This window comes from Methanolobus sp. ZRKC5, from assembly GCF_038446525.1.
Lineage (GTDB): Archaea > Halobacteriota > Methanosarcinia > Methanosarcinales > Methanosarcinaceae > Methanolobus.
Map to the genome: position 1 here is coordinate 793,545 of NZ_CP151792.1, position 23,838 is coordinate 817,382.

Sequence of the window (23,838 nt, forward strand, 5' to 3'; positions counted from 1 at the left end):
TAAACGGGAAGCTTCATTTTTGAATTTATTATAGAACTGAGACAGGAAGTAAAAATATGGCATGGAATGACATTGTACTTGGTGTTGCCACAGGTGGCTTATATACAGTTGGAAAAGCCATCTATCAGGCAGGAAATGCAGCAGAATCAGCAGGAAATGCTGCTGAAGAAGTAGGAATAGCACTGGCAGTGATTGGTTCGACCATGCAGGCTGTGGGAGAACAGCTCGAATCAACATTGGAGGAAGCAGAAGAACTTCTGACCATAAAAAGACTGACCCCAAGAAGTGAAGCTGATCTGTGGGATGAAGAAAAAGCAAGGCTCAATTCCCTTAAACAGGAAAAGACAAAGCTTGAGAACAAACTCAAAGAAAAAGGCATAAACGAAAAAGGTGTTTTCGATTTTAATCTATGGGACCTTGTTTCCAGCTTTGACGATATCATGGAAACTTTCATGCTACTGGCAAAGCTTGCATCTGTGAATAAGGAAATACATGATATATATTATCAGGAACCTGGCGTACTCACCACTGGCATTTATAATGCAAAGGAAGTTCTTGAGCGGTTCAACACCATTGAACAGCCAATGGTGGAGGATATACTCGCATCACTTGACGATAATCTCGACGTGAGTGAAGAGGTACTTCAGGAAGTAAAGAAACTTTTTATCACAAAGAAAAAAGTACCTGTTTCAATTACAGAGCTCAGCCCTTCAATAAAATATCAACTGGAAATGATCCAGACGGACAAACTCTACTATAAAGGGCTAATCTCACGAAAGGACACAGTTACAGCACAATTAGGCGATATAATAAAGACCCATCCTCAAAACAAGTTTGAGATAGCTGCAGGAGCCATTAAAGTTCCAAAAGAGAACATATACGCCAGCAATGTTCTTGATGAGGTAATGGATGCAGCCATCACACATGATATCGACATAAATATTGCAGATATTATTGATGAAAAAGATATCAATGTGAATGCAGGACTAGGTAATGTCGCTGCAGAGGAAAGATTAGCAGATAACGTCAACATAAGGGATCCAGTCAGAACTGCAGATTCAAGTATAACTGGCAGGACTGTACGAAACCTCGCAAGCTCCCAGCCTGCCACCAGATCAACTGCTGCAACAAGTGAAGATAGTGCAGCTAGTCCAACAGACATTAAAGCAGATGCCACGAACGTTTCCGCAATAAACATGGCAAGGATGGCAACTGCAGTTAGCAAGTCACCCGGGCATGCAATGTCTGCAATGCAACCACATGGTGCAAAGATCTCAGCAGCTCTCAGTACCAAATTTGATGGCTACCAGAGAAACTATGATCTGATGAAAGCTCAGAAGGCATTCTATTTCAGGCAGTCCCTGAAAATGGAAAAGAAATACGAGCTTCTGTCAAACCGATGGGTTGAGGAACCGGGATTAATTCCAAAGACACTGGATGAACTGCATGGAGTCCTGGAAAATGTAAGAACTGAGGAACAGCCACGTATCGACCTTTTACTTGACAACTTCAACACAACCCTTGTAGAAGCAAAAGGAACCGTTGAAAAAGCCAATGATACAATGGATTCTGTGAAAAATGCCCTTTTAATACTGGACTTTGATACAAAATATCTGAAAATGGGTGGTATGGTCATTGGAGGACTTGTAGTCCTTAACTTATTAGTTGGTCTTATAGTCCTGATAAGAATGGCACTTGGATTTTAATAATGTAAACAAAGTAGAGAAGACCGGTTGCTCATAAAGCAACCTGTCCCCATATTTTTAAATTTTGGTTTTTTTATTCTGCTGAACTGACATCAAAAAACAGTTCTGCCCCATTGCTGTCAACATGCACAGTGGAACCTTCAGGAATCTCACCGGCAACTATCAGCTTGGCCATCCGGGTCTCAACTTCGTTCTGAATAACCCTCTTAAGTGGCCTGGCACCGAATGTTTCGCTGTATCCTGCCTTTGAAAGATAGGCCTTTGCAGCATCTGTTATTTCAAGACTGATACGCTTATCCCTTAGCCTTTCAACGAGGTCTGCAACCTTGATGTCAACGATCTTTACCAATTCTTCCGGCTTCAATGCATGGAAAAGAGCAATCTCATCAACACGATTAAGGAACTCCGGTCTGAAATACTTTCCAAGTTCAGTCATTGCACGCATCTGAAGAGTTGCATAATCTACGTCCTTTTCGTCTTCACTGGTCCTCAGCACTTCAGTGAGGTCACCTGCAAAGATGTTTGAGGTCATAATTATCAGTGTGTTCTTGAAGTTCACGGTTCTTCCTTTTGAATCTGTGAGTCTGCCGTCATCAAGTATCTGAAGCATGACATTGAACACATCCGGATGTGCCTTTTCTATTTCATCGAAGAGCACAACTGAGTATGGCCTTCTACGAACTGCTTCTGTGAGCTGACCGCCCTCGTCATGACCAATATAACCAGGTGGTGCGCCTATCATTCGTGCAACTGTGTGCTTTTCCATATATTCAGACATATCAATACGTACCATGTTGTTCTCATTATCGAACAACTCAACTGCAAGTGCTTTTACAAGTTCGGTCTTACCAACACCTGTGGGACCGAGGAATATGAAACTTCCAATAGGACGTCCCGGGTCCTTGATGCCTGCGTAATTGCGTATGACTGCATCGGCTACTGCCTTTACGGCTTCACTCTGACCGATGATGCGGTTGTGGAGGTTGTCTTCGAAATGAACGAGCTTTTCACGCTGACCCTCCATGAGCCTTGTTACAGGTATGCGGGTCCACTGACTGACGACCTCGGCAATATCCTCTTCACCAACCTCCTCATTAAGAAGCATCTCACCCTGCATTTCCTGGAGTTGCTTTTCTTCTTCTTTATATTCATTTTCCAGTGGAGCAAGAGTTCCGTACTTCAGTCGGGATGCAAGTTCAAGGTTATTCTCATTTTCAGCAAGTTCATACTGAATCTTGGTTTCCTCTATCTGTTGCTTCAGGGCACTAAGCTTTGAGATAGCTTCCTTCTCATGATTCCATCTGGCCCTCATGGCATCGGATTCTGCCCTGATGTCGGCAAGTTCTTTTTCAAGGGCGCCCAGACGATCCTTTGAAGCTGCATCCTTCTCCTTTCTAAGTGCCTCACGCTCAATTTCAAGCTGCATAATCTTACGGTCAGCCTCATCAAGTTCTGCTGGCTTGCTGTCAATGGCGGTTCTCTTCTTTGCAGCAGCCTCATCCACAAGATCGATGGCCTTGTCCGGAAGGAACCTGTCTGCAATATAACGGCTGCTCATCACAGAAGCAGCAACAAGCGCTGAGTCCTTCAGACGAACACCATGGTGAACCTCATACTTCTCCTTCAAACCACGCAGTATGGAAATCGTATCTTCTACTGTAGGCTCTTCTACAAACACAGGGAGGAACCTGCGCTCAAGCGCTGCATCCTTTTCGATGTACTTGCGGTACTCATCGATGGTTGTTGCACCGATACAGTGCAATTCACCACGTGCAAGCATTGGCTTCAAGAGGTTTCCTGCATCCATGGCACCTTCTGTAGCACCGGCACCAACAATGGTGTGTATCTCATCTATGAAAAGAATTATCTGGCCTTCTGAGTCAGCGACTTCCTTGAGAACTGCCTTTAGCCTTTCCTCAAATTCACCACGGAACTTCGCACCTGCAATAAGAGAGCCCATATCAAGAGCAATGATACGCTTTTCCTTCATTGCATCGGGCACATCCCTTTTGGCAATACGCTGAGCAAGTCCCTCGACTATTGCAGTCTTACCAACACCAGCCTCACCAATAAGTACAGGGTTGTTCTTTCTGCGCCTGGAAAGGATCTCTATGGAATGCCTTATTTCCTGATCCCTTCCAATAACAGGGTCAAGCTTTCCCTGAGCAGCAAGCTCTGTGAAATCTATCCCGTATTTCTTAAGTGGCTCCATTGTATCTTCCGGATTTTCTGAAGTAATTTTTCTATCCCCCCTTATTTGTTTGATTCCATCAAGAATTCTGTCACGTGTAACACCTTCACTTGCAAGGATCTTGCCACATTGGCTGTCCTTTTCCCCAATCATTGCAAGAAGGAGATGCTCAACGCTCACATACTCATCTTTCATCTTTCCGGCTTCCTGCACGGCAGCATCCAGGACACGCCTCATTGTCTGTGTCATGTAGACCTGTTCACCGCCCGGCCCTGAGACCTGCGGAAGGTTTGCGAGCTGAGCTTCAACCTTCTGTTTCAGGCGGTCCACCGGAACTTCCATATTATGCAATAATGTAGTTACAAGTCCACCACTCTGCTCCAGTAATGTAAGGAACATATGCTCACAATCTATCTGCTGATTCCTGTACCTTGCAGCAATCGTACTTGAGCCCTGAATAGCTTCCTGGGCTTTCTGTGTGAAACTGTTAAGATCCATGTTATAATCTCCCCGGGATCGATATCCCCATTACCCCGTTATTTTAATTTAGAATGTTTGTTTAAAATACTGTTGACACGTTGCAAATAACCGAAATAATTCTATTTAATTTAGTAATAATAGTGCAGAACACATATATAAATGTTGTCTGAAATGTAGCTTTTTTATCAATTTTGTCGAAATCATATCTATACATTGCAGGAAATATTATATACATCCAGTGCAATAAATAAATCCTATGCCTCAACAAATCGTGCTGATTAATCTGGAGAAACCCAGGGAGAAAAAACTTGAAGAAGACATCCATTGGTTCTGTAACAGTTTTGGACTATCATCCGGAAGAGATACTGAGAACATTGCAACACAGATAGTCCATGACCTGCTGCAACAGATTTCTGAAAGGGAAGACAGAGTGTCATCAGATGCCATCGCAGAGAATCTGGATGTTAATCTTTCAAGGGTTAACCACCATATAAGAAATCTTATCAATGCAGGCCTGGTCTACAGGCAAAAAAGAGCGCTCTATATTCGAGGAGGAAGCCTCAAAGCTGCCGTTCAGGAAATGAGAAAAGACTCAGAGCGCATGTTCCAGGAACTGGAAGAGATGGCAGAAGAAATCGATGAGCAAATGGGACTTCGGAACAGGTAAAGCCCCCACATAATGCAGAATTACTTTAGCATTAGATCTTATCGTGAACCCAGAAATCACCTTCAATAGTGAATTCCTTTTTCCAGATTGGCACATCTTCCTTAATGCGTTCGAGTGCCTCTACAAGTGTTTCAAACAATTCTTTTCTGTGGGCAGCAGCAACGACAATGTAGACGATGTCCTCGCCGGATTTGATAAGACCAGTCTTGTGATGGATGAGCACGTCTATGATGGCATCCTTTTCCTTCAGATCATAGCATATCTTTTCTATAGCTCTGTCAGCAACACCTTCGTACTTTTCAAAATCAATGGCAGTCGTTTCCAAATCATCATTTACACGCCTTACAATTCCCGTAAATGTTGCAATCCCACCTGATAAACGTATATCAGCATTTGACCGGACCTTATTGATAAGAGAATCAAGAGTTAACCATTCTGCCTGGTCAAGAATGACTTGCACAAGTGCATCGATAGCCCAATCCGACCTTACAGGCAACTGAACAAGAATATTGGATACGTCATCAGAACCTTCGACGTCACCAAGGAATATTTTGGGAAGCTCACTGTTCTTTGCACCTTCAACAACGGCGAAGTCAGCACCGTTATCAGCAAGTGCATCCAGGGCACCCTCAAGTGTTGGATTTCGTTTTATGGTTACAAGCTCGGTATCTGTAATGGCTGCAACTAAATCCGCCCCTGCATCGAAGTGTTTGCCGGTGTCAGTATTCTCTGGATTGAAACGGTGATGCAACATCTGTTTCACAGTTCCGACAGTTCCTTTTTTGGAAAGAGCATTAACAAGACGAGTTACCAATGTGGTTTTGCCGGAATTCTTGTAGCCTGCAACACAAATGACTTTCATGAAATAAGTTTATGAGAATTCATCATATAAGTACACAACGCGAATAGAAGGCAGTACAAATCATAGAAATCATTTTTTAGATTCAACGAAATTTATAATAGAACAATTACGAATAATTTATATTCTGATGATTTGTACCAATTGCAATGAGTGATTACAAGATAAGTATCCACGATATGCCGGAAGAGGAAAGGCCACGTGAAAGGTTGCTCAAATACGGCCCTGACGCACTTTCCAATGCAGAACTTCTTGCCATCATACTTAGAACAGGCACGCAGAAGGAGAACATCATCAACCTTTGCAGCCGTATTTTTTCAGAGTACAATATCAAACAACTGAGCCACGCAAATATTTCCCGGCTCACACAGATCCACGGCATCGGGAATGCAAAAGCAGCACAGATAGCTGCTGTATTTGAACTTGCCCGCAAGCTTGAAGGATTTACCGATGATCCTAAAAGGAAGATAAAATCACCTGCAGATGTTTATTCACTACTCTACCCCCGAATGCGTGAACACAAACGCGAGAGACTTGTAGCACTACTCCTCGATACGAAAAACCATGTGATACGCGAAGAAGTTGTTTCTATCGGCAGCCTGAACGCGAACATAGTCCACCCCAGAGAAGTATTCAAGGCAGCACTCATGGAGTCCTGTGCCTCAGTGATACTCTCACATAATCACCCATCTGGTGACCCTACACCAAGCAGAGAGGACATAGCAGTTACCGAGAAATTAGTAGAAGGCGGCAAACTGCTTGGAATTGATGTGCTGGACCATGTTGTTATTGGAGATGGGAGATATGTTAGCTTGAAGGATGAGGGGTTTGTTAGATAGCATTATTCAAAATATTCTGCACAGCCATCTTCAAATCAGGAATATCCTTTGTAATAGTGTTCCAGACCTCTTCCAGATCAACACCAAAATAGACATGGATCAACTTACACTCATTCCTTCAATTTCCTTCCAGGGAACACAAGGGTTCTTTTCTGTCATCCTTCATCAATCCATAAATGAAGCTTTTCAACATAATAATCCTGCATGAGCGATATTACCCAAAGAACTCGTCAATATTCTGAAGATATCAATGCATGTATAAGGTCAAAAAGTAGGCTTTTGAAGCAAGTCCCCCACTGTTACAAACAAAACATTTAAGGGATTAACCAGCAATTAGCACACAAATGAAAGATATAGAACTTAATGACCCCTATACCACTCCATACAGAGGCATATATGCAATATGCGACAGGAACAACGAATATGCAGAGATCATCGAGCATACGAACTGTTATGGCGGTGCCGCATGGTCAAAGTTCCATTATTCACATTCGCCGCTCATCCTGAACACGCGTTCCATTGGGAACATGATCAGATATATAGTGAAAACAGGTACATCCACCCTTGAGCTTAAGCCATCCACTGCTGCTGCAGGAATTGAATCGGTTGTTGTGGAAGGAAATGAGGTTCACATCACATATGCCGGGCTTGGCGGAGGCGGAGTAGGCGCTACAAAATGCAGGGCATTTGCGGAGGGCGTGTTATGTTGCAATTATACAGAATCAGGCGGCGGGCGTGCTGCAAAGGGAACAGTCGTAGTCCCTAAAAGAGAGAGAGTGCTCATCGGTATAGATGACACAGACACAAAGGAAGAAGGCGCCACCTGGACACTTACACATAATATGGCAAAGGAACTGGACTGTATCGAGTCCGTTTACCTTTCTCACTCACTCGTACAGCTTTTTCCGGTATCAGCAAGGACACAGAACTGTGTATCCACTGTACTGGAATTCGGATGTGTGAATGAAGAAGCAAAGCAGGAGCTTCTTGAAAGCATAAAGGCCGCACTCCTGAAATACAGCGTTTCTGATGAGACCGGAATGGTTGTGCTCTCAGACTTTGACGCTAAGAAGATGAACGAGTACAGCAAAGAATGCCGCAACTGTGAGCTAACGAAGGAATACGCCATGCAGAATGCAAAGGACAACAACGTCGATGTCTGGCTTGACGGCAACGGTGTCATAGGAGCACTTGCAGCACTGGCATGGTTCGCACAACCTGATGATTCAGTTAAGCGGACTGCACAATTAGAATAACAAAGATATGACAGATAATAAGGATATAACCGGCCTTGAAGCTATTTACCTTGCAGCTATTGACAGCAATGTAAGGTTCATTACTGCTGTTGCCGGATATCCCATGACTGCAGTTGCAGACTACTTTTTTAAGGAAAAAGATTCCAACGATTACGACATCCACTGGTTCACTAACGAAAAAGCAGCCATGGAAGCATCATTGGGCACATCTGTCACCGGAAGAAGGTCCATGGTATTGGTCAAACATGTGGGTATGAACCTGCTTTCAGACCCGCTAATGACAGCGATGATGCATACCATCGGTGCAGGACTTGTCATACTTGTCGGAGACGACCCCGGAGCAAAAGCTTCACAAAATGAGCAGGATTCCAGATTCTACGGAGCACTCTCAGAAACCGCTGTTTTTGACCCGGCAACACCAAAAGATGCTTACGATTCATTGCACCGGGCTTTTGAACTCTCAGAAGAAGCGAAGGTTCCGGTTATTATGAGGATTACTGACAGGCTGGAAAAAAGAGAGGAAAATATCAGCAGAACACTAAGCAATAAAGAAGCTGATGTCGCAGAAAAGAAGCTTGACCGGGATATATGGAAACTCACCATGCATGGAAAGCACCAACGGTTCCATATTGAATCAGAGCCCATTCTGATTCGTGAAGCTGAGAATTCATGCTTCAATCGCATTTCAATAAATGGGGAGAAAGTCGGGATAATATCTTCAGGTTATCCTTCAACAGTAGTGGATGACATGCTATCTACACAACTGGTATATTCAGGTTATTCGCACCTGGCCATTGGGCTTGTCTCACCATTTCCCAAAAACATTATGAAACAATTCATTGACAAACACGAACGTATACTTGTTGTGGAAGAAAGCGAAGCTGTCATAGAATCATATATTTGTACCTGTAACAATGTTCTTGGAAAAAAAAGCGGACATCTTCCTGTAGGTATGATTCAAAAAGAACATGTGGAATTTGCCCTTGAGAACATAGACATGGATGAGGTCACAAAGTACACAGAAATCCAGACCATTGTTAGCAGAGGGTCAAGACCTATCTGCAGCGATTGCCCATTCATGCCACTCTACAACGTACTGCATGATATAGAGCCAATCGCAGGAGATATGGGATGTTCCATACGCACAGCACCTGACCCACTCAATGCAGTTAATACCGGGTTTGCACTTGGTGGTGCAATTTCCACAGCATGCGGTTTTCCAGGAAAGGGAATAGCAGTCATCGGAGATTTTGGACTCGCACACTCAGGAATTGTGGGACTCATAAATGCAGTAGACGGTGCTTTTGATATCCTCGTTATAATACTCCAGAATGAGATCGCTGCAATGACAGGCGGACAGGAGACACCTGACCTGCATAATGTTGTGAAAGCTCTTGCACCGGACACGATTATTTTTGATATTGATAATAGTATCATTTCAGAAGGTTCGGTCAAAACCCAGAACATAATTAAGGATATGATACGGGAAAGACTGAAAGTGAAAGGAGTTTCTGTGATCTATATCGAAGGTAAATGCACACTGTATTGAACCTTAAGGACATAGTGCTGCAATAAATTTGATGTTTGAAATATATCGTTTCATATTTATAATTTCAAATTTGAAATGCCAAACAATTACTTCGAGAAGTTAACATTCAATCCGAGAATATCCCGTGAACCCGAGTGAATGGCCTGTGCAATCTCAGCACATCCAATAGCAGCGCTCCACCTGTCAAGTACATGAGCCCTTACACCAAGATGTTTTTCGATCTTTTCTACAACATAAGGAATCTCACCAACAGAGCCCTCTATAATAATCTCACCTGTTGAATCGTAATCCTTCAGCAGAATTTGCATACCCGTAATTTCCATGGCAGCAAAGAGAGCTATACTATCCAGTGCGTGAATTGCCTTTGAGTCCTTGTTTTCAGCTGCCTTAATGAGATCATGCCTGTCTGAGAAAGGAGTGTTCTTAAGAACACCAGAATGCACAAATGCTTCATTCGCACTCATCTTTCCGGCATCTACATCTCTCAGGGCTTGCACATCAAGCGGACCATGCTGCAATCCAGGTGCAAATATACAGGCATCTATGGCGCCAATAAGTTTGCCAGCTGCAACGCCTACTGTTACAGTATTGGAACTTATATCAGAAAGAACGAAATCATTAAAACCAAGAGAAAATGCATGGTAAGCAATCCCTACTTTCTCCGGACTGGTAGAATGAGAGAAAATATTCAGCCGGGAATCCGTATTACTCCCATCATGAATACCAGGTATAACAACTGCTGGAATCCCAAATGATGCGATTGAATCAAAAACACGACTTCCACCGCCTGTTTTCTTTCCAGCTCCCTCGATACTTTTAACACCCCTGTTATTGACACTTCGTATGTCCTCAATATCTGTAATACCATCGCCCATGGAATATGTCACAGCCATAAGAGATATATCAAGACTAATGATATCGAAAGCTTTTTCGATTGATGACACCAGCTGGGACTCGGTCATATCAGCTGCTTCAGTTCTTGGAATTTCCAGTTTGAGCACTTTTCCAGACTCTGGGAAAAATGCAGCAAAGCGCATTGCAGTCGTACCGTGATCAATTCCAACGAACATAATATACACCTTTAATCATCAATTAGCAATAAATTGAGTTCTTCCATGATACGCTCCCCTTCTGTAAAACTACCAACAGTAGTTACTAAGCGTAGTTCCTGAAAGGAAGTTCCACGAGAAAGAAGCAGCCTCAGATTACCCCGTTCATCAGGCCTTTGTACGCGGGCGGTCAGCATACCCCCTGAATTACCTTTTCCTTTTACAGTAATCACCGAAGGTATTATCTTTTTGATCTCAGAATGCTGACTCAACATAGATACTATCTTCTTACCACTTCGACCACCAATTATGGTGCTATGGGAACCGCCAAGTTTGGATTTCGGTTTATTAACCCCATTTGCATTGATAGTATCACTCATTTCAAGGGGAATGACAGCAGATACTATAAAATATTGGTGGTTGGAACTTATAAGCATCACTAAAAAATTTAGAGATAAATATATGGACAGAACCTGGTTTAAAATTTAAAATAAGTAATAATTTTGCAGACCTGTTACGGATAGTAAAAAGAATAAAATAAAGGACAATATTCAGGAAATCATATCTCCTGAATATCAGCCATATCTATAAGCTTGACACCTGCACCATGAAGAATCTTGATAGCTCCCTCGATGTCACTGACCCTTAGAATCAGAAGAGCTTTCTCCGTCTTTGTGACGAAAGCATATGCATAATCAATATTTATACTCTTCTCACCAAGAACATCTGCTATTTTCCCCAGACCACCAGGTATGTCTTGCATTTCCACACCCATCACATTGGTTTCGGAAACAGTGAAACCTGCATCATGAAGAACTTCATGTGCTGCATCCGGTTTATCAACGACCATCCTGATGATTCCAAAGTCTCCTGCTTCGGCTATAGTGAATGCCCTGATATTGATGCCAGCCTTCCTGAAGTTTTCTGCGATGTTTGCAAGACGGCCAGGTTTGTTCTCAGCAAAAAGGGATATTTGTTTGATGATCTTCTCTTCCATGTTAGCACCTGCAATTTTATTAAAAGTTATGTTGTCCTAGTAAATATTATAACTTTCTGTTGTCTATTACTTTCTTGGCTTTACCCATTGATCTTGGAATAGTTCCTTTTTCAACAAGTTCCACCTTCACAGCAAGATTGAGCACATTTTTTAGTGCTGTTCCAACTTTTTTCTCCAACGATATGATATCATTGACCTTATCGCTGAACGCTTCATCAGTTATCTCGATCTGGACCTTCATGATATCAAGTTCATTGATCCTGTCAACAACGATCATGAAATGCTCGCCGACTTCAGGGATATTCATGAGGACTGATTCCACCTGTCCAGGGAACACGTTGATACCACGAACAATAAGCATATCATCTGCACGTCCCAGAACTCTCATGATACGAGGATGAGTACGTCCACATTCACATGGCTGCCTATTGATAACTGTAATATCGCCGATACGATACCTGATAAGTGGAAGCGCTTCTTTGGCCAGTGTGGTAATTACAAGTTCTCCGCGCTCACCTTCTTCGAGCTGTTCTCCAGTCTCAGGGTCTATGACCTCGATCAGGAACTGATCTGCCCAGATATGTATACCATCCTGATATTGGCATTCTGTGCAAAGAGGTCCACTGAGTTCGGATGTACCATATATATCATAAGCTTTGATACCTGTAGCTTCCTCTATCCGAGACCTCATCTCCTCAGACCAGGGCTCTGCACCAAATATACCCACACGAAGCTGAGTATCATTCTCTATGCTTAGACCACTCTGATTTGCAACCTCATTCATGAAGAGGAAGTAAGATGGAGTGCATGCCATTACACTGGAATTAAGGTCCTGCATGAGATCCAGCTGCTTTTCAGTGTTTCCGGAACTTGTCGGAAGAACTGTGCAACCTACCTCTTCAGCACCATAGTGTAAGCCAAGACCACCTGTAAAAAGACCGTATCCGTAACTTATCTGGACAACATCACCGCGTCCGACACCAATTGAGGTAAGTGCCCTTGCAAGGGACGTAGCCCATTCATTAATGTCGTTACGAGTGTATCCGACTACCGTAGGTTTTCCGGTTGTTCCTGAAGAAACGTGGAAACGAACGAGTTGTTCATTGGGCACACAGAACATACCTGTTGGATAGGTATCCCTGAGGTCTGACTTATATGTAAAAGGCAACTTTTTTAAATCGCCCAGTGACTGTATATCCTCAGGTTTAACACCTGCATCATCAAATTTCTTTTTATAGAAATCCGAATGCTGATATACATAATTCACCAGACTTTTTAGTTTCTTTTCCTGCATATTATCCAGTTCATCAACTGGCATCCTTTCAACCAATGGGTTCCAGTACTCTATCATCTAATCGCCCTTTATTAGATTATTCTGATTTTTGAGATTCTTCGTTCAGTGAATCACATATCGAGGGATTGGGTTTCCCTCTGAGGATATCACGTATCCTGTATTTGCATTCAAAAATGATGGTATCCATATCAGCAACTACATCTATGCCAGCAGCTCCTGCATGTCCTCCTCCGGTACCATCATAGTTCTTACTAATATCTTCCATTATCTTACCCAGATTCACACCTGCTGCAACTGCTTCACGCTTAGCCCTTCCGCTAACCCTTATATTGGCATCACGCGAAGTACCAATAAGAGCAACATCTGCACCAACATTAAGAAACATAGAAGAAGCAGCACCTCCAAATGAATTTACGTGAGAATCAACTACCAGCCAGTCATCAACTCTTTCAATGGTTGCCCTTGTTGCACATTTTAACATTGCGATGCGCATTGATATGTCCTGAGGAGTTGCAGCCATCATTTCCAGTACATCGGCATACTCCACTCCGCTGGCAGCTATTATCTCGGAAACCGTCTTGAAAGTTTCCTGCGTAGCATGTTTAAAGTGTCCTGTATCGGTAATTATACCGGTCAAAAGACCCATGGCAGTGCGACGCATGATGGGAGCACCCATGGATTGCAGAATACCAAAGACCATTTCTGCAGTGGATGTTGCATGACGATGAAGATAGAATTCGGCATTTTCAATTAAAGCTGTAGTAGCATGGTGATCGATCACACAATACTTGCCAAGCTTGATATCATTGAGCTGTGAACTAGTAGAAGTATCAACTACCAGAGTAATATCATACTCCGATGGGTCGGGTGTTTCAACAACATCAATGTTGAGTTTATCTATAAGAAGTGAAGCAACCCTGTTGCATCCATCCACAAGACCGATTGTCCCACCCAGTGCCTCAGAAAGAGCAAACGCACTGCTCACTGCATCTGGATCAGCATTCCGATGGCAAAGATAAAGAATATTAGTGTAATCCAGAAGTTTATTAAAAAACTCCGTTTCTTCAACTTGCATGGAAACCTCTGAACATTATCAGCCTGTTAAAGTGATAATGTCATCAGTATAGGAAATAGGCTTATTGAGCCTGGTTCCCCATAGATTGTTCGATCTGTTCCTGAAGTTGTGTGAAACGTTTGGAGACTCTTTCTTCCTGCCTTGAAATTGATTGTATTCTGAGTGAAAGTGTCTCGACCTTTTCATTTAATTTAGAAACGGATTCTTCCTTGCTGGACTTTATCTGCAATTCGCCTATGCTGCGATAAACAACAACATCTTCAGGAAGTTTATCCAGTTCTTCAAGTGCCATTTCAGATTCTTTTTGCAGGGACTCTATCTGGGATTTTTGCATAGCCAGGGACTGTGCCTGCTGCTGAACCTGCTGCAACTGAGATATTTGGTTCTGTATCTGCGGGGGTATTTGTGTACTCATTTGGTTTCACCTGGCATATCAATAAACCTAAAGTGATTTTAATGTTTCTATGTACACAGAAGCAATAAACAACGATGTAAAGAGATGATACAGATGCAAAATAGAAAGCGAAAAATGAAGGCCCTATTAGCAAAATCTAATCATACCAGACAGGATGCTGTCTCGGATGCAACCTGAATTAGGCGTAGCCATGTGTTAAGAGTTGAGCGCATGGAAACAAGGTCATCAGATCTAACGGTAAGATAAAGAGAGGTACCTTCAAAGAGCATATCAACAGAAGACCTGTCAGTTATCATTGTCTCAAGTTCAGGTTTCAGGGAACGATAAATAGAAGGAGCTGCAGGCGTTTCAAATACAGAATTGGTGATTAAGAGCAATCTTCATCACCATTATATATTTTATGACTTTTTATCCTCAGACTGAACAACACTTTTTCCTGTTCCTTGAAATCCATTTTATCCCCGGAAATATCCAGCGATAATGAGACCGAAGAACCTTTTGGGCAATCAGGACAGAGAATGTCAGATACAACTGATACAAGCTCGCCATCTCCCCCTATTGAAGGAGTTACACCGGACTTTCGAGGATATGAAAAAACCGCAGATAACATCGAAATATGAAGTGACAATACACAGTAACCCTCATGATCATAAAAAACCATACTACCCGGGTTGCCGTGATATTCGCCTACTATGATGAGAGGAGTGTCATGAGAAAGGGCTAGAACCTCTCCCATACCCATCTTACCACGGTTGGCATATTCACAACCGAAAAAAGATGCCAGATGCTTACATAGCGTACGCGTACTGGCGGAAGGTTTGCGAGAAGAAGTGATAAACATCGCTTCTTACTCTGCTTTGATGCGCTTAATAGATGTTGGACGTTCTTTCACAAGAATACGGTGTCCACAGTATGGGCAGCGGATACCAGTATACTCATAATCGATCTCAACATTTCTTTTGCATCTTGTACATTTATAGGCCATATTCACCTACTCGAGTGCTTCTGTTGCTTTCTTAACTGAACGTGTAACTGTCTTGCCTACATTGGTCTGTGGCAGGAAAGTTCCACCTGCAAAGGTATAGTCACATTTTGTACATTTCCATATACCAGTGCCTATTCTTTTGACGGTAGGACGTGCACATTTTGAACACATGTGAGGCATTCGCATCTTTTCTTCAAGGTCCGCTACTAATTTACGGTCCTTCCTACCATATCGTGTACCAAACCTACCAGCGGATCTGGACACTCGCCCTTTTCTTGTATACTTTTTTGCCATGAATATTATCTCCTTGAAATGGTGTGAAATAAATGTGATATTGAATCTTTCTGTTTAGATATTCAGCAGATGAGCTTCCCTCAGTTCTGATGCTTTCTGGCATGCCAAAGAAACGGCCTTTAACAGCTGCTCTTCAGTAAGTGCACCGTCACCGCTCTTTTGCATTCCTGATATAGAACCATCCTGATTAGAGATGATTGTTATACGGGTATCGCATGCAGTCTCTTCATCAAGACCTGGGTCAAGCATCATCTCGCCGCCGATATCTACCAGTGTAATAGCAACAGGCATATCTCTGATAGGCATAGGCACGTCCTCTCCACGTCCCTCACGTCCACCAGGAACAGTGGCAGTCAACAAGGCAGCAATTGCACCCAGAGAGGCAGCATCCTGAATGTTCCCGCAGTTATTGAGAACATGGATATCGATGAATACCATCCAAACTTCTTCCCCCTTCGTAATACACAACTTACTTAAATCAATTGCGCCTGATTCACGGATACCTCTGTCAGTCACCCGAGCCATCTCTATTGCATTCTCCTTTGGAGGACCAGCCTCAAAATTAGGAGAAGCAATTGGATTTAACTCCATGCTTGTAATAATGACACCTTCGCCAGCAGAATCAGGGAACGGAGTTCCAATCTGAACTTTAACACCGACCAGAATTTCTGTTTCTCCCAGCTTGATCCATGCAGAACCCTCTGCTTTATCAATTACATTGGTCCTGAGATCTATATTCCTTATTTCATCAAAGGTACGACCATCATCACGTTTCCCTTTGAGCATAAGGTTGTAAATATAATCTTTCTTAAGTATAGACATTGATTCATTACTCATGATTACCACATCCCTCAGACAGTCTCTTCATCATCTTCGGGGACATCCTCATCATTGTCTTCAGGAATATCCTCTTCATCTACGTCCTGGAAAGAATCCTCTTGCTCTTCCACAGATTCAACTTCATCCTCTGTTTCAGCATCTTCTACATCATCTTCCATTTCGCCTTCTTCTATGCCCTCAGCATCCTCAGACGTTTCATCTTCTTCTGAAGACACCAATGCAGATTCAACAAGAGCGGAAACATCGACATCTTCCTCATCTTCAGAGGTTTCCACTTCTTCCAGTTTGGTAAATTTGTTCCTGAGAGTCTCCTGCTGCATCGCAAGGATCTGACGACATCCATCTTTACACATTTCAATTGCTGTTTTGAATTCTTCCTGTGTTACATCGCCATCCATTTGCAAGAGGGTGATCTCACCATCAGAAGTCATAGCCATTGGGATATCAGCATCACCATAGTTATCTTCAGGCTTATTAAGGTCAAGCACCATCTGGCCATCAACCTTACCTACAGCGCATGCAGAGATAAGTCCCTTCATAGGAATACCGGCATCTGCAAGTGCCAAAGAAGCTGCATTTATAGCTGCTGTACGAGTTCCGGCATCTGCCTGAAGCACTTCAGCAAAGACATCAATAACAGCACCAGGATAAAGATGCGTAAGAACGACAGGCTCAAATGCCTCGCGGCTTACTTTTGATATTTCGATACTTCTTCTGTTTGGACCAGGCCTTATGCGGTCCTCCACAGAAAAAGCTGCCATATTATAACGATATCTTATCAATGCAGAATCTGCTTTCTGCAATCTTCTTGGATGGAGCTCCCTTGGACCATATACAGCCGCAAGAACCTTATTGTTACCCCATTCCAAATAACATGAACCGTCGGCCCTGGAGAGTACACCTATCTCCATTTTCATAGGCCTGATCTCATTAATACGTCTTCCATCGAGACGTAATCCATTTTCATCAATGAACTTTTCAGGTTTATCACTCATATTAATTCTCCAATGTTTGCACATTTTCCCTGTTGATAAAAAAGAGACACATCTGGGTTAATTATCATCATCATCATCCAGCAGTGCATCAACTTTTCTGCAGGTTTCTTCCCTAATCTCGCATTCATCTTCCGTATCCACAACGAGATCATCTTCCAAAACAGTTTCATCCTTCTCAGAAACAACATCATCTTCATTTTTCAAGAAACTAGAAATTCTCTCCGTCAAACCGGAAGTATGAGAATGTTTCATTATAAGCTCAATAGCCTCATTGAGAAGGTCCATTTCAGCATCATTACCATTAATCCATATCCTTCCATTCTGACCTACAAATATCTCGCAATTTGTTTCTTTCTTAAGCATAGAGACCATAGAACCACCATGTCCTATGATACGCGGGACCTTTGTAGGAGTTATTTCAATAACCCGGCCCGTATCAAGAGCCCCCAGACCACGTTCTCTCATGCTCAGTTCTACCTTCATGGATGAATTTACATCTTTTATGCGAAGCAAAGCTGAACTACCAACACCCATAATTCCCGACATTTTGTCAGATTCCACACGTCTGGGATACTCCGACACATGCAACAGGCCATCATATGGAGAGCTGATATTGAATATCCAGTTAGAAGGAGTTACCCCAATAACCGTACCAATAACATAGTCCCTGGGAGATGGAATGTATTTCCCGGTAAAAGGAATTACAGACATCCTATTTTTAGTATTCTTTACTCCATATAAAAGGGAATAGACCTTTCCGTCCTTTACATAGGTACCCGGACCGGAATCAGTCTTGTTTTCGGACAATAGCTGTCCTGGAATTACAATTTCACGTTCCATTATGCAGCCTCATAATAATTTAGTTTCAGCATCCCCTTTTGAGAGGTGATTGACAAGGCCATAGAAATCGTTCTGCAGACCTGCAGGCATTTTAACAACTGCTACCCATGAACCATCACTTTGCCATTCATTCTTGATAAGGGTTGCAAATTTAGAGATATCCCCATAAGCTTTTGCTGCGTATTCACCCGGAATCCTTACAGCAACGTCGACTTCCTCGAACCTTATAGGTATTATCGGACGAATGGCTTTCATGACAATACTTACCTGGTCGTCAACGCTTTTGATAGGATCTATATGGATTTTAGCTTCTTCCATTGCCTTTTCAATCCTGGAAGGTGGATGGGGGGCTTTTGTCTGGGGATTTATAGCATTTTGCGCAATAAAAGTAATGACTTGCCTAGTTTTCTCTTCCAAAATACGCTTTCTTTGTTCTTTGGTCAGCTGTAACTCACCATGCATAAGTATCTGCTCAGCTACCTCCAGTACATCATTAGTACCAAAGGTATTCAAAATATCAGATTCCCCAGCCTGGTCACCTTGATGAGCATCATAGAATATAGTCTCTACAGCGATTATACTCCCCATATCGAGTTTCTCGCCTCTTTTCAAGGCAAATGCACCCTCAGGTTCAACAAAGACTTCGAAATGATTCTTTCCTTTCTTGAGTCTTGCGATCACAGACTCATCAAGTGATACCATGTTAATTCACCCCATGACATAAAATGCTAGATTTATTCAGTGGTTTCGTCCTGACTTTCAGAGTCGTCTTTCTTTTCTTCTTCTGTACCTTTAAGTTCTTCACGGACTCTTGAAACATAAGTTGCAACTTCTTCTTCAGATAACTTTCTGAACTGACGATCATCAAGGGTCACAGTACCAAGTTCCAGAGTAGCTGCATCTATTTTTCCTTCTGTTGAAGTGTAGAGCGCTTTCATACCCAACATGATAGCAGCATCGACATCCATATCAGCCTTGTAATCTGACTCAAATATTTCCATAAAGGCATTTCTACCAGCTCCAATAGCTGTTGCCTTGTATTCAAGTAATGCACCGCTTGGATCCGTTTCGAACAGACGTGGTCTGGAATCGTCAACACCTGCTATCAGAAGAGCAGTACCGTAAGGACGGACACCACCATACTGAGTGTATGTCTGTTTGTGATCACAAATTTTCTTGGCGATCACTTCAACGCCTATTGGCTCATCGTATGATACCATATTTACCTGAGCCTCTACCCTGGCCCGGTCTACAAGAGCACGAGCATCTGCTACCAGTCCTGAAGTAGCAACACCAATGTGATCATCTATCTGGAAGATCTTCTCAATGGATTCAGCTTCTATCAACCTGCTTGTGATTCTTTTATCCACAAGCAATACCACACCATCTTTTGCTTTGATTCCTGCTGCGGTTGTACCCCTCTTAACTGCCTCTCTTGCATATTCTACCTGAAAGAGACGTCCGTCTGGACTAAAAACAGTAATGGCACGATCATATCCCATCTGTGGTGTCATTTGCATCTTCACTTCATCTCCTAATTTATTTATGAATAATAATAGAATATATACGATAACTAACTGAAATATGCTTTCTATTCATTTATATGTGACTGTTCTTTGGGGTTAAATACATCCACACCCTCTAAATACTTTTTTGTTGCTCCAAGAACCGTACCTGACACACCCAGAATATGAAAACTAACCCTTTTTCCTTTTACGTTGGTAATTGTAGCAAGAACAGCCCGTGTTTGCCACACATGCTCCCGTTCACAGCTAACTACACCTTTAAGGTCATCGAAGGCAAAAAGCCATATGTTGCATTCACTCGAACCAAGATCCCCAAGCAAACTACCGGATGCAGAGAATATCTCCCTTATCAGTTCATCCCTGCTCACCTGACCATCAGCAATAAGTTCAAATGCAAGATACCTTTTATTTTCCCGCATTGTAGGAGGAAGCACCTTCATGCATTATCACCTTCATCCAAAATAACAACATCCGGATGAGCACTGACGATTTCCACACCTTCAAAAACATAATTAGCAGAAGGACGATTCCTTGATATAATAGATTCCGGAGTAGCAGAAAGACCACAAATAGCTTCGTCACGCTTCATACCAAAAAGCTCTGCAAGTGCAATCAACTCCTGAGGAGCACGCAAGTCATAACAGGACCTGGCATTGCTTGTGAGCAAGAAAGGAACATCATACTTACGTACAAGTTTCAGGTTCTTCCTGAAATTAGATAATGCTTTTACCCTTTTTCCACCACGATAACTTATAATGTCACCAAGATCGAAAGAAATTGCCACATCATTATCATTTGCAGACTTGGCAAGTACATGATTAAATCCATTGTCCTTTAAGGATCCAAAATTAGAAAGGACATCTACATTTGAATTTTCTACAGCTGCCCTATTTATGCTTTCACTGCCCCCATGGACAATAATAACATCGACCATTTTTCGATATTTACCTATAAGCCCATGCAACTTTGAAGCATTATCCACATTCAGTTCAACTCCACTGAAAACCTCAAAGTCACCGAAACAAGCAGACCTTTCAGAAGAACACGATTTAGGAGAATTGGTAATAGCAATACCCTTATAGCAAAAATGCTTTGAAAGGGCAGCCATTTCTTCAATCGTATTTTTACCTTCGGGTTCAGAATAGATACTCAAATCGTAGAAATTGGATCTAGCCAAACAATTCCTCCACGATCTGCCCCGCAAGAACACGGTTTTTAGGATAAGTGGCTATCTTTAACTTCATGATTATAGCATCGGAAGAAGAAGTCAATACCAATTTCCCCAGAGAAGCTGCCTGTTTGTCAAACCTGATATGGAATAACTGATCATCATCCAGCCTGTCAGGCATCTCACTGCGAAGACGCTCAACATCATCAGGAGACAGATGCCCCCGGATGAAACTGGCAATCTTTACAACGTCAGATTTGCGAGTGATCTGCGAACTGAGCATCACGGAAGAGTTGCCATAATGACCTTCAATATCCGTTACATCTACAAGTTCATCAGTAACAGCATCTTCTGATCTGCCTATGGCATTCCGTAAAAAGAAGTCCAGGGCATCACGTACCCTGGAAATATCCTCAGTTGAGTGCGCGATCACGCGCAAGTGAATATAATGGATCACTTGCCCCTGTTAAGGTTTGACCTGATACTTGGTCTGTTCTTCTCAGTACCTGTTCCACGTGACATCATTCCTCTGCCCTTACGGCCTGCACTGGTCTTACCACGGTTTGCACGTCCCTTATGGGTGTTGTTGCATATCCAGTTGAGGTTCTTGTCGCTTTTGATCACAGGATGGTTTGGGTCTACAAGAATTACCTCGTACCACTTCAGTTTACCATCTTCACCAACCCAGTAAGAGTTGAGAACTTCCAGGTTAGGGAATTTTCTGCCAGCACGCTCTTCAGCAATTCTCTGAATGCTCTTTCCGGCAGTGATCTTGTTCTTGCCCATGCGCTGAGTACGTCTTCCACGAATATACCTGGACTTTCTCAGACTACCTCTGCGTACATGTACACGAGCTACAATGATACCCTGCTTAGCCTTGTATCCAAGGGATCGAGCACGGTCTATACGGGTTGGACGTCTGATCTTTGTAACAGACCCTTCCTTTCTCCATTCCTGAAGTCTTTCCCATCTTAGTTCATGGACATATGTTGCGTCCGGATCTTTCCATGCGTCTCTTACGTATGCGTAAAATGATTTTGACAATTTATTCACCTTAGTTTCATTTCTAGTTTCACGGTTCAGCTTTTGTAAAGCTACATTCCCACGGGACTTATCCCGACAATGAAACAGGACTACTACTTAACGTAATTGGATTTAAACCTTTGCACCATCCAACAAAGAAAAACAAAAAATACAGAAGAAACCACAAGTCTAAAAATGACATACAGCATTAAAAGCCAATGTATTGAATTAAAGCAAGAATAGTACCTGCAAATAAGAGAATGAATAATGAACCGAATAAAATTGAACTATTGCGTTGATGCCATGTTGACAATATTATTCCTGGCAGTTGCAGTCACAGGATTTGTTATGTATCTTGTGATACCGCCAGGAGTGCCAAAAGGAAGATATCAGGAATATCTAGGATTAACAAAAGCCACGTGGACACTGATACACAACAGATCGGCAATTTTGATGACATCTTTTACAGGAGTACACCTGGTACTACATCAAAAGTGGATATGCTGTACAACAAAAAATATTTTGAAAAATGAAGAGAAAGATAGTAAATGCCCCATTACAGATCCTTAAAATGCAATGCACTTTAAAAACCATATCTTACTGGAATTTACTTAGATCTTCACCAGAACACAAGATTCCAGTAATATTATCATCCACATCTTTTAGAACAACATTATACCAGCGTACTGGAACTTCCCTTCCATCCTTTGCAATGACAGGATGTTCTATGAATTCCGGCAGTCCAGATTCACCACTTAAAGCCCCTTCAAACTTTTCCCTGACATCTTCCTTTAGTATTTCAGGAACAAGTAATTTAGAAAAGTCATGGCCTATCAGTTCAAATTCACCGTAACCCAGAATATCGTTGCCTTTTGCATTAACGAGATTGACCTTCATATCCCTGTCTAGGACGAAAACAATAAAACCCGCAATATCCAGATAGTTCATTGCTTCATTCCTTTCAGCAAGAATCTTATCCTGGAGATGCTTCATTCTTAAAAGTGATTTGACCCGGGTAACAAGCTCAAGTCTGTTTACAGGCTTGCCAAGGAACTCATCAGCCCCCACTTCTATTCCTTTGATACGATCATCTTTGCCGGATAATGCAGTAACCATAACAACAGGCAGGAACTGGGTTTCAACAGATGTTTTCAAAACCCTGCAAACCTCATACCCATTCATATCAGGCATCATCACATCAAGCAGAATTATGTCGGGCTTTTCACTTTTAACCTTATCCAGTGCTTCCTGCCCACTATATGCAGGAATTACTTCATAATCTGACTTAAGGTAAAGGCCCATTAACTCAACTATGGCCTGCTCGTCATCAACAATGAGTACTTTATCCCTATCTGACATGAATCATAGGCTCCCTGTTTACACGTAAATTAAATAAATATATTGCAATATAAATCTGCTGGTGAGCATCACATCTTGTTACACAATTAAGCATAAATTAATCGAACTTTTTTCACTATTAATTATATAGTTCTATCCACATATATAGTTTAGGCATAGAAAACTAACCTTGCAGAAATTACAAATACTGCAATAAATTAATGTGGGGCTGGTGAGATTCGAACTCACGATCGACGGGTCTCTCCGAACAGCTGCAAAAAACAGCATTCAGTTAATGAGCACATATCAGTGCTCCAACGGTTCCTCACAAACCAACCCCGTCGGGTTAGTCTCAGTAGACCCGTTGTTCATCATTTATCCGCTGGAGCCCATCGCCATGCCGGGCTAGGCCACAGCCCCATAAATTCGGGCAGCACCCCCAAAATACATCT

Annotated in this window: 29 protein-coding genes and 1 tRNA gene; 6 read left to right on the forward strand and 24 right to left on the reverse strand. The window is 42.4% G+C overall.

Annotation, left to right across the window (positions count from 1 at the left end; genetic code table 11):
- Nucleotides 1–56: 56 nt before the first annotated feature.
- Nucleotides 57–1,706: a hypothetical protein gene (locus WN948_RS03675; RefSeq protein WP_342305646.1), complete on the forward strand. Its 1,650-nt coding sequence runs from the start codon at nt 57–59 to the stop codon at nt 1,704–1,706.
- Nucleotides 1,707–1,779: 73 nt separating this feature from the next.
- Here WN948_RS03675 and clpB read toward each other — a convergent pair whose 3' ends face one another.
- Nucleotides 1,780–4,395: an ATP-dependent chaperone ClpB gene (gene clpB, locus WN948_RS03680; protein ID WP_342305648.1), complete on the reverse strand. Its 2,616-nt coding sequence runs from the start codon at nt 4,393–4,395 to the stop codon at nt 1,780–1,782.
- A gap of 238 nt (nt 4,396–4,633) precedes the next feature.
- Between clpB and WN948_RS03685 the strand changes: the two genes are divergently transcribed.
- Nucleotides 4,634–5,044 (forward strand): winged helix-turn-helix transcriptional regulator, encoded by a 411-nt coding sequence (locus WN948_RS03685; protein ID WP_342305649.1) that lies wholly within the window; start codon nt 4,634–4,636, stop codon nt 5,042–5,044.
- A gap of 31 nt (nt 5,045–5,075) precedes the next feature.
- Here the strand turns inward: WN948_RS03685 and WN948_RS03690 are convergent, their stop codons facing one another.
- Nucleotides 5,076–5,906 carry a molybdopterin synthase gene (locus WN948_RS03690; RefSeq protein ID WP_342305650.1) on the reverse strand — a complete coding sequence of 277 codons (831 nt, stop codon included), beginning with the start codon at nt 5,904–5,906 and terminating at the stop codon, nt 5,076–5,078.
- Between the two features lie 146 nt (nt 5,907–6,052).
- Between WN948_RS03690 and radC the strand changes: the two genes are divergently transcribed.
- Nucleotides 6,053–6,742 carry a DNA repair protein RadC gene (gene radC / locus WN948_RS03695; RefSeq protein ID WP_342305651.1) on the forward strand — a complete coding sequence of 230 codons (690 nt, stop codon included), beginning with the start codon at nt 6,053–6,055 and terminating at the stop codon, nt 6,740–6,742.
- Here the strand turns inward: radC and WN948_RS03700 are convergent.
- Nucleotides 6,735–6,845, reverse strand: a complete 111-nt coding sequence (locus tag WN948_RS03700; RefSeq protein ID WP_342305653.1) for a HepT-like ribonuclease domain-containing protein — start codon at nt 6,843–6,845, stop codon at nt 6,735–6,737. The genes radC and WN948_RS03700 overlap by 8 nt on opposite strands.
- Nucleotides 6,846–7,086: 241 nt before the next feature.
- Between WN948_RS03700 and mmp11 the strand changes: the two genes are divergently transcribed.
- Both mmp11 and WN948_RS03710 read left to right on the forward strand, forming a co-directional pair.
- Nucleotides 7,087–7,998, forward strand: coding sequence for a methanogenesis marker protein 11 (gene mmp11, locus WN948_RS03705; protein ID WP_342305655.1), 912 nt, complete (start codon nt 7,087–7,089; stop codon nt 7,996–7,998).
- Nucleotides 7,999–8,005: 7 nt separating this feature from the next.
- Nucleotides 8,006–9,547, forward strand: a complete 1,542-nt coding sequence (locus WN948_RS03710; protein ID WP_342305656.1) for a thiamine pyrophosphate-dependent enzyme — start codon at nt 8,006–8,008, stop codon at nt 9,545–9,547.
- A gap of 86 nt (nt 9,548–9,633) precedes the next feature.
- Here WN948_RS03710 and WN948_RS03715 read toward each other — a convergent pair whose 3' ends face one another.
- The 19 genes from WN948_RS03715 to WN948_RS03805 all read right to left on the reverse strand — a co-directional run bounded on the left by WN948_RS03715 (nt 9,634) and on the right by WN948_RS03805 (nt 22,069).
- The gene (locus WN948_RS03715) at nt 9,634–10,617 is read right to left on the reverse strand and encodes a methanogenesis marker 12 protein (protein WP_342305658.1); all 984 of its coding nucleotides are present in this window, start codon (nt 10,615–10,617) and stop codon (nt 9,634–9,636) included.
- Between the two features lie 11 nt (nt 10,618–10,628).
- Nucleotides 10,629–10,976, reverse strand: a complete 348-nt coding sequence (locus WN948_RS03720; protein WP_342305659.1) for a DUF2103 domain-containing protein — start codon at nt 10,974–10,976, stop codon at nt 10,629–10,631.
- Nucleotides 10,977–11,155: 179 nt separating this feature from the next.
- A complete protein-coding gene (locus WN948_RS03725; RefSeq protein ID WP_342305660.1) occupies nt 11,156–11,593 on the reverse strand; it encodes an acetolactate synthase in 438 nt (145 codons plus the stop codon).
- A 46-nt stretch (nt 11,594–11,639) separates the two neighbouring features.
- Nucleotides 11,640–12,944 (reverse strand): phenylacetate--CoA ligase, encoded by a 1,305-nt coding sequence (locus tag WN948_RS03730; protein ID WP_342305661.1) that lies wholly within the window; start codon nt 12,942–12,944, stop codon nt 11,640–11,642.
- Nucleotides 12,945–12,963: 19 nt separating this feature from the next.
- Nucleotides 12,964–13,962 (reverse strand): DHH family phosphoesterase, encoded by a 999-nt coding sequence (locus tag WN948_RS03735; protein ID WP_342305662.1) that lies wholly within the window; start codon nt 13,960–13,962, stop codon nt 12,964–12,966.
- A gap of 61 nt (nt 13,963–14,023) precedes the next feature.
- Nucleotides 14,024–14,377 (reverse strand): prefoldin subunit beta, encoded by a 354-nt coding sequence (locus tag WN948_RS03740; RefSeq protein WP_342305663.1) that lies wholly within the window; start codon nt 14,375–14,377, stop codon nt 14,024–14,026.
- Between the two features lie 140 nt (nt 14,378–14,517).
- Nucleotides 14,518–14,754 carry a KEOPS complex subunit Pcc1 gene (locus WN948_RS03745; RefSeq protein WP_342305664.1) on the reverse strand — a complete coding sequence of 79 codons (237 nt, stop codon included), beginning with the start codon at nt 14,752–14,754 and terminating at the stop codon, nt 14,518–14,520.
- Nucleotides 14,745–15,218, reverse strand: a complete 474-nt coding sequence (locus WN948_RS03750; RefSeq protein ID WP_342305666.1) for a hypothetical protein — start codon at nt 15,216–15,218, stop codon at nt 14,745–14,747. The genes WN948_RS03745 and WN948_RS03750 overlap by 10 nt, the downstream gene beginning before the upstream one ends.
- A 6-nt stretch (nt 15,219–15,224) precedes the next feature.
- The gene (locus WN948_RS03755) at nt 15,225–15,362 is read right to left on the reverse strand and encodes a DNA-directed RNA polymerase subunit P (RefSeq protein ID WP_309308391.1); all 138 of its coding nucleotides are present in this window, start codon (nt 15,360–15,362) and stop codon (nt 15,225–15,227) included.
- A gap of 6 nt (nt 15,363–15,368) precedes the next feature.
- Nucleotides 15,369–15,656 carry a 50S ribosomal protein L37ae gene (locus WN948_RS03760; protein ID WP_342305667.1) on the reverse strand — a complete coding sequence of 96 codons (288 nt, stop codon included), beginning with the start codon at nt 15,654–15,656 and terminating at the stop codon, nt 15,369–15,371.
- A 54-nt stretch (nt 15,657–15,710) separates the two neighbouring features.
- On the reverse strand, nt 15,711–16,493 hold the full coding sequence (gene rrp42 / locus WN948_RS03765) for an exosome complex protein Rrp42 (RefSeq protein ID WP_342305668.1): 783 nt from the start codon (nt 16,491–16,493) through the stop codon (nt 15,711–15,713).
- A 14-nt stretch (nt 16,494–16,507) separates the two neighbouring features.
- On the reverse strand, nt 16,508–17,491 hold the full coding sequence (rrp41, locus tag WN948_RS03770) for an exosome complex exonuclease Rrp41 (RefSeq protein WP_342305669.1): 984 nt from the start codon (nt 17,489–17,491) through the stop codon (nt 16,508–16,510).
- A gap of 57 nt (nt 17,492–17,548) precedes the next feature.
- Nucleotides 17,549–18,331, reverse strand: a complete 783-nt coding sequence (rrp4, locus tag WN948_RS03775) for an exosome complex RNA-binding protein Rrp4 (protein WP_342305670.1) — start codon at nt 18,329–18,331, stop codon at nt 17,549–17,551.
- Nucleotides 18,332–18,340: 9 nt separating this feature from the next.
- On the reverse strand, nt 18,341–19,033 hold the full coding sequence (locus WN948_RS03780) for a ribosome assembly factor SBDS (protein ID WP_342305671.1): 693 nt from the start codon (nt 19,031–19,033) through the stop codon (nt 18,341–18,343).
- 32 nt (nt 19,034–19,065) lie between these two features.
- Nucleotides 19,066–19,851 carry an archaeal proteasome endopeptidase complex subunit alpha gene (gene psmA, locus WN948_RS03785; protein WP_342306531.1) on the reverse strand — a complete coding sequence of 262 codons (786 nt, stop codon included), beginning with the start codon at nt 19,849–19,851 and terminating at the stop codon, nt 19,066–19,068.
- A 71-nt stretch (nt 19,852–19,922) separates the two neighbouring features.
- On the reverse strand, nt 19,923–20,297 hold the full coding sequence (locus WN948_RS03790) for an Rpp14/Pop5 family protein (protein ID WP_342305672.1): 375 nt from the start codon (nt 20,295–20,297) through the stop codon (nt 19,923–19,925).
- Nucleotides 20,294–21,034, reverse strand: coding sequence for a ribonuclease P protein component 3 (locus WN948_RS03795; protein ID WP_342305673.1), 741 nt, complete (start codon nt 21,032–21,034; stop codon nt 20,294–20,296). The genes WN948_RS03790 and WN948_RS03795 overlap by 4 nt, the downstream gene beginning before the upstream one ends.
- Nucleotides 21,027–21,464, reverse strand: coding sequence for an RNA-binding domain-containing protein (locus tag WN948_RS03800; protein ID WP_342305674.1), 438 nt, complete (start codon nt 21,462–21,464; stop codon nt 21,027–21,029). Before WN948_RS03800 ends, WN948_RS03795 begins: the two co-directional genes overlap by 8 nt.
- Nucleotides 21,465–21,478: 14 nt before the next feature.
- Complete coding sequence (locus tag WN948_RS03805) at nt 21,479–22,069, reverse strand: 50S ribosomal protein L15e (RefSeq protein WP_342305676.1); 591 nt, start codon at nt 22,067–22,069, stop codon at nt 21,479–21,481.
- A 246-nt stretch (nt 22,070–22,315) separates the two neighbouring features.
- Between WN948_RS03805 and WN948_RS03810 the strand changes: the two genes are divergently transcribed.
- Complete coding sequence (locus WN948_RS03810) at nt 22,316–22,618, forward strand: DUF4405 domain-containing protein (RefSeq protein ID WP_342305677.1); 303 nt, start codon at nt 22,316–22,318, stop codon at nt 22,616–22,618.
- Between the two features lie 27 nt (nt 22,619–22,645).
- On the opposite strand, the gene WN948_RS03815 is transcribed toward WN948_RS03810, so the two are convergent.
- Both WN948_RS03815 and WN948_RS03820 read right to left on the reverse strand, forming a co-directional pair.
- The gene (locus WN948_RS03815; RefSeq protein ID WP_342305678.1) at nt 22,646–23,407 is read right to left on the reverse strand and encodes a response regulator; all 762 of its coding nucleotides are present in this window, start codon (nt 23,405–23,407) and stop codon (nt 22,646–22,648) included.
- 203 nt (nt 23,408–23,610) lie between these two features.
- Nucleotides 23,611–23,806, reverse strand: a tRNA-Trp gene (locus tag WN948_RS03820).
- Nucleotides 23,807–23,838: the final 32 nt, after the last annotated feature.